Origin of the sequence: Staphylococcus sp. HMSC34G04, assembly GCF_001838765.1 — a bacterium.
Classification (GTDB): domain Bacteria; phylum Bacillota; class Bacilli; order Staphylococcales; family Staphylococcaceae; genus Staphylococcus; species Staphylococcus epidermidis.
In genome coordinates this window covers 1-6,526 of record NZ_KV838743.1, presented here as the reverse complement: position 1 = coordinate 6,526, position 6,526 = coordinate 1, and the positions used below count along the sequence as shown (strand labels likewise).

The window sequence follows — 6,526 nt, the reverse complement described above, 5'->3', positions numbered from 1 at the left end:
TCTTATTTATATATATACTTACAAGTTTATTTTTGTGTAAACACAAAAATAAACCCTATTAACAAATCAAATTCTTTGTTAATAGGGTTTTCTTAACTTCCCCTGCATTTATCTGAAATATTATATGTAAAACTAGTTTACATATAATTGTTTTATAATCTCATTTAAAAATTCTGAAGATGATGAATAATTATTTTCTTCAACTAACTCATCTAGTTTTTTTCTAACTGAAGGCTGTAACATAAATTGATATCTCTTTTTCTTTTCTTTAATTTTATCCTTTTTAATCTCTATTTTTTTATACGATGTATTGGGTGATACTGCATTCTCTAAAGCTTTTTCTATATTCTTTTCTTGATTATTACTATCTATTTTTTTATTAAATGCCATTTTAAAACACCTTTCATAATGTATTATATACATAAACATACACATGTTGACGTATATACATGTGTTGATGTAATTACAAATTAAAGCACTTTTTTTAATTTGTATTAATCAAGCATCTTTAATAGCTTTACAACTATTTATAAATTGCTGAAAAAAACTTTTTTCCTTTAAGTATATTGTAGGTTCTTGTTTAAATGATACAATTGGTTTTTTTTCTAAAACACTGCGTGTAATTAATTCCTTATCAGGAAAATAAGTTATATAATCTTCTTGATTTTCAATGCTTTTTTTAAAATTGATTGATGATTTAGTATTATGTTTTACCATATTTCCAACGAAAAAAAGTTTAGCTGTTACATAACTTTCTCGTGTCCTAAAGTCAATTAAATCCTTCTTTAATTTATTAATACGATATGAAATGTTTGCATTTGAATCATCACTAAAGCCACTTGGCTTATTAGGAGAAATTACTTTATGGCTTACCACAATTGCATTTCTTGTTGATGTACTGAAATCAGGATGTGTATCAATAATAATATAGTCATATTGACCAATATTATATTCTTCATAGTAATCATCTAGCCACATATATAATTGCATGTCTTTTCCATCTGTCGTACTCATATGCTTCTCATACTCATCTAAACGTAAAAATCCACTGATAAGATCTATATTGTTATTAATACGGTGTACCTTAACTTTTTCTTCAATATGTAGTGCATCTATTTTTTCGAATATAGATAAGACAGTATTCTTTTGATCATAAATTCCTAATATTTGAGATAAATTGCATTGGTGATCAAAATCTATCATTAATACTTTGTATCCCAAGTCAGCTAAATATCCAGAAAAATTATAGGATAATGTTGTTTTTCCTACTCCACCTTTAACAGCTGCGAATGTGATTATTTCCATTTGGACACCTCCTTTACCATCTTAACATAAATATACACATATTTATGAGGGTGTGTCGAAAATCCGCTTCTCTTTATTCATGATATAAATATATATTTTGACTTTTAACTTTAACCAATTTATAGTAATGAAATAAAAAAGAAAGAAAAAAAGAAAGAAAGGGAGAAAAATGGCAACTTTACCCAAAGAGGTTAGACAAAAATTGGAGTCTAATATTCATATTTATAAAGTAACTAGTAAGAACATATATTATACAGATGATTTCAAACTTAAAGCTGTAGAAGAATATAATCAAGGCAAAGAACCCGAAGATATATTTAGGGATTCTGGAATAGATGTAAATATTCTTTCACAATATCGTAAGGAAAATTACATAGAGGGTAGATTACAGAAATGGAATAGTCAGCAAATTAATATTACCGATGATATTTCAACTATTTTAGAAAAAGAATTAAATGAAGATGCATCCACCTTTAAAACACAAAAAGAACCATCTGAAATAGCTATATACTCTAAAATACTGTCTCAAGGAGAGTATATAATTGAAGAATTAGAAAAAATTGAAATTGAAATAAGCAAACTAGATCTTAATAAAGAAAAATATCAGTCTATTATTGATCTAACAAAAGAAGAAATAATTAGAGCAGTAAACAAAATATAAGACTTTATATTTTAGTATTACTTAGTTTCAGTAATACTATATACTGTTTTCCTTTAAATAAAGTAATAAGGACAGCGCACAAACATACACATCAGCATATTGATGTGTATGTTTGTGCTCATCTATATTCCAATTAAAAATTATTAATTTAGATAAATCATTTTATTTCTGCAACTCAAGGTCTTATATAAAACTTGTATCATCTATTAATCATAGATTTAATTAGCGCAGTCACAATATTCTATGGATGTCCAAATAAAGCCTTTTTTGGACTTTTTGTAATAACATCTTTGTTATAATCTTCTTCGTATCTTTGAGTAAATGCTCCTTTAATACTTATAAATAGATAATTATATACTTTAGTAATCGTTTTATTGTGTATTTTCTATTTTCGATTTACACGGATTAAGATTTCTTCAATTTCACTCTTCAAATCTTCAAGGCAATAATTTGTTCCGTAGAGTTGATTATGTTTATAGTGTTACTAAATGCATATTGTGTGAATCAGATGAATTATTCTTATTATTGTGTAATTTAGTATCTACATTCTTTGACTCATTTTGTTCAACATTTATATCTTAAGTTGTAGTTCCTACATTGCTCACGATTAATAGCTTGTGTTTCATTAGGGTATTAATATGTTTTTTAGTGTATGCTTTGATTTGATGTTCAATACGTCTATGAAACGGTCATATGTGTATTTGTTGAATTTCTTTTCTTTATTATAATAATAGAATTGTTGATCCTTGATTTTAGGCATGTAGATGTAAAGACGTTATTTATCCATTTTTGAAGTAACATCAATAAGTCCCTATTTTATTAATTCTTTTTGAATTTAGTGACTGCGTTCATACTGATATTTAATATTTGTTAAACGTATACATGAAAGCTATCAATGAAAAGATACTCAAATATGTGGTTGAGGACATCAGAAACATCGAATCACGGTTTAAAATATATAAAATTGTTGATGGCAGAAAAAACCACAATGAATTTGAATTTTAAGCCCTCTCAGCCGTCCATATAAGTCCGTTAAGTATGAATTGCATGTATGGAGATAAATATCAAATTGCGGTACATATCTGAAGAGTGTACTTGAGATGATTGTTGCGATGGTCATCTTTTTTATGTTCAAAATCAATAAAAAAGCACTATCTCCTTTACTGCATGCCAACTGACATTCAAACTAATATTAAGTTATATTCATTAGGTAATCGGGGGATATTCTCCTCCCTTACCTCAACTATAAAATGAGGTGATAAAAATGACAAAAATTACTCGAATCAAAATCAAAACATTCTGTAACTATATGATAGGTGTTTCTGTTATCGCCCTAGCCTTATTCATAATCTTTTACTTTTAGTATTTTCTAAACGTTTCACTCATTTAATATGATTATCGAAACAATTGAAAGACTCCTAAATAGCGATTTATCTGCGTATTATATTCATCAAAAAACAGGTGTGACGGCATCAAGTATTCAACGTTTACGAAGTGGCGAACGCCAACTGAACAAATTAATGTTAGATAGTACCGAAAAATTATATTGATTTCAATTAGAGTTAGAACAAAATCAAAAAAATTACGGAGAGGTTAACAATGAACACTGATGCATTGTGTCGTATATTGAAGTTGAAGCAGGATAGGATAATGGTAAATCGATGTAAACATATTATAATTTATGTAAAGACACGTAAATTACTAACGGAGGCTTATTTTGTGCAAACAACATATGTGAAAATATATAAAAGCGGAAACGGACAAGCAATTAGCTTAAAGAAAAATACATTACAGGAAGCAGGATTAAAAGTTGGCGATGATATAGAAGTAAAAGTCAAATCAGGACAAATTGTTTTAACTAAATCCGATTCCTTTAAAGAAAAATGAAGAGATTTTGTTGAAAGTGGTGGTAAATATGATCATAACGAGTATGATTGGGGTCAACCAGTTGGACGTGAATTATGGTAAATCAATATGATTTAATTAAATGAGATTTTAATCCAGTCATTGGTAATGAAAAAGAAAACTATCGTCCTTGTTTAGTCATAAGTGATACTGAATTTAATAAGGTTTCCGGTTTTGCTTGGGTTATTCCTATTACAAAAAGATACGATGAGCAATACCCAACAGATGTATTAGTGAAGACTAAAAATCAACATATAAATGGTGTTATCGACTGCACACAAATTAAATCTGTTGATATACATGCTCGTTCATATCGACATTTTGATATATTGACAACTGAAAAGGTAATAGAAGTAAATGATAGATTGAAAAGTTTATTAAATCTATGAAATTAAAAATGATAATCCCTCTAATCATTTTTGTGTTTTAGATTCTCTAATGATTCGAAGTCAAAAAAATAAGCCTTCGTTTATAAGTACGAGGGCAATAATAATTGCTTCATTTATGTATTTATTAAGATGAAAGCAAAAAAGTGGACTAGTCCAGCATTAGAAAGTTATTCCCTTTCTATTTTCATGAATAAACTTTCAAATCCACCAATATAAACATAAGACTTATATTTTTCTATAGATGTATGCTTAGGAGATACGTCTATACTTCGAGTTGATGTTTTTTATTAATTCAAACTGTACTACCTTCATGTTTGGTTTGCTTTAACGTTTTAATCAATGTCTGTGTATCGAAAATAATTTTAAAATAATTAATATACTTATTTTACATAAAGCTTCAATCATTATAACGTACTTTAAATTGTACAATAGTGGTGTAATGATACATATATAAATAACCATATAAGTATAAATGTATGTAACATGGTATTTACAAATTTTTTTCATCGTGGCTACTGCCTTATAAACGTCGCTCTTTTTAATATATTTTTATAAATATTTTTAAAACCTTTTTAGGGATTGTTTTATACTTAGAGAGACAATGGATTCAAGGTGTTAAAGGGAGTGGTTTTGCCACATAAAAGGAGTAGTTTTGCCACATAAAAGGAGTAGTTTAAATATCATCACTCCTTTTATTCATTGACGCCGCTATAAAAGTGTTTTATGCTTATATTCAATTAGTATAAAGGAGTATTCATTTTTTTAGTACTCCTTTATATGATGTAGTTAATGATGGAGTGATAATAAAATGTCTGGTGAAACAGTTGTATATAAAAACGATCTAAACCTCGTCCCATTAAGAAAATTTACAAGCATAGAAATTAATTTGTTTTTTGCGATGTGCAATAAGTTAAAAGAACAAGACACCTATACGTTACATCTGACTTTTGATGAATTAAAAGAATTAAGTAACTATAATCCTAAAACGCGTAATATTAATAGATTTGTGAAAGATTTGGATGATGTATACAAAAAAATGTTGGAATTAACAATTAAGTATGAAGATGATGATATCATAGAGCGCTTTGTATTGTTTAATCATTATAGAATTCATAAAAAGGAACAATATTTAGAGATTTCAACATCCCCTAATCTAAAGCATATACTTAATTCAATTACGAATAATTTTACAAAATTTGAACTAGAAGAAATGACAACGCTTAAATCAACGTATTCTAAAAACATGTTTAGAATACTTAAGCAGTTTAAACATACAGGTTATTTAAAAATGAAAATAAATGATTTTAGAGAGCGATTAGATATTCCAACATCGTATAGAATGACCGATATTAATAAGAATGTATTAAAACCTATTATTAACGAACTCAGTTATATTTTTAAAGCATTAAAGATACATAAAGTTAGAGCAAAAAAGGGACGCAAAATAGAATACCTAGAATTTATATTCGAACCTGAAAATCGTATCTATAATAAAAAGTACGCTAAAAGTAAAAATACAGTCGATTCAAGACAATATATTAGTAGAGAAAAAACACCACAATGGTTAGAAGATCGAAAATATACTAAAAAGGTTAGAAGTGATATAGATCCTCAACTAGAAAAGGATCGAGAAGCTTTTTTAAAGCAGCTGCAAATTGATTGGGATGAGTAACATTTATGATAGTGACTGTAGAGCTATACAATGTGTTAAAGGTGTGGCGCTTTTATGGGCTATCTATGATTAGTCAATGGTAAAAGTAAAAGAGGCAAAATCAATCTTCCTATTTCTATCAAAGTTATCGAATAAAATTTAAAAAATGAAAAAGAATTTAAGATAAATAGCAAGTCCACCCATTTTGACCACGATGATAATATAGGTTTTATATAAATAAGATGGCTTATCGGAAGTTATCTGTAACTCATCCATTACAGATGGTATAATATAAAGGTTGCCTATCTCTCAGGCGTCAATTCAGACGCAGAGAGGAGGTGCTAATCTATGCTAGAAATTCTTGTTCACATCACGACCACAGTCATCAGTGGTTGTATTATTGCGTTATTTACGCATTAGCTACGTAATCGCAATAATAAATAGGCGACTATAGCCACACCTAAAAATCCCCTCACTATTGCCGTAGTGAGGGGATTGGTACATCTATGCTAGTTTCCTTGTTAACTAAATTATAACACTGGTTAGTAGAGAAATGCAAAACCATGTATTCAGACTAAGCATACTAAAGTAAATTTCTAAATACTTCGTATTGTT

6 protein-coding genes and 1 pseudogene are annotated in these 6,526 nt (G+C 28.0%); 5 read left to right on the top strand and 2 right to left on the bottom strand.

The features are described from left to right. Positions 1–132: 132 nt before the first annotated feature. Positions 133–390 (bottom strand): ribbon-helix-helix domain-containing protein, encoded by a 258-nt coding sequence (locus HMPREF3241_RS08790; protein WP_015387292.1) that lies wholly within the window; start codon positions 388–390, stop codon positions 133–135. Between the two features lie 108 nt (positions 391–498). Further along, positions 499–1,305: a ParA family protein gene (locus tag HMPREF3241_RS08785; RefSeq protein WP_070853605.1), complete on the bottom strand. Its 807-nt coding sequence runs from the start codon at positions 1,303–1,305 to the stop codon at positions 499–501. Positions 1,306–1,474: 169 nt separating this feature from the next. Here HMPREF3241_RS08785 and HMPREF3241_RS08780 point away from each other — a divergent pair, with 169 nt between their 5' ends. The 5 genes and pseudogenes from HMPREF3241_RS08780 (at position 1,475) to HMPREF3241_RS12785 (ending at position 6,331) form a co-directional block, all read left to right on the top strand. Next, positions 1,475–1,966: a hypothetical protein gene (locus HMPREF3241_RS08780; protein WP_070853604.1), complete on the top strand. Its 492-nt coding sequence runs from the start codon at positions 1,475–1,477 to the stop codon at positions 1,964–1,966. A gap of 1,719 nt (positions 1,967–3,685) precedes the next feature. Further along, positions 3,686–3,853 carry an AbrB/MazE/SpoVT family DNA-binding domain-containing protein gene (locus HMPREF3241_RS12970; protein WP_155399947.1) on the top strand — a complete coding sequence of 56 codons (168 nt, stop codon included), beginning with the start codon at positions 3,686–3,688 and terminating at the stop codon, positions 3,851–3,853. 116 nt (positions 3,854–3,969) lie between these two features. Further along, positions 3,970–4,260, top strand: a pseudogene (locus HMPREF3241_RS12370) (type II toxin-antitoxin system PemK/MazF family toxin); the annotation flags it as partial. Positions 4,261–5,068: 808 nt separating this feature from the next. Beyond that, positions 5,069–5,932 carry a replication initiation protein gene (locus HMPREF3241_RS08770; RefSeq protein ID WP_070853603.1) on the top strand — a complete coding sequence of 288 codons (864 nt, stop codon included), beginning with the start codon at positions 5,069–5,071 and terminating at the stop codon, positions 5,930–5,932. Positions 5,933–6,259: 327 nt separating this feature from the next. After that, complete coding sequence (locus HMPREF3241_RS12785; RefSeq protein ID WP_131541460.1) at positions 6,260–6,331, top strand: type I toxin-antitoxin system Fst family toxin; 72 nt, start codon at positions 6,260–6,262, stop codon at positions 6,329–6,331. Positions 6,332–6,526: the final 195 nt, after the last annotated feature.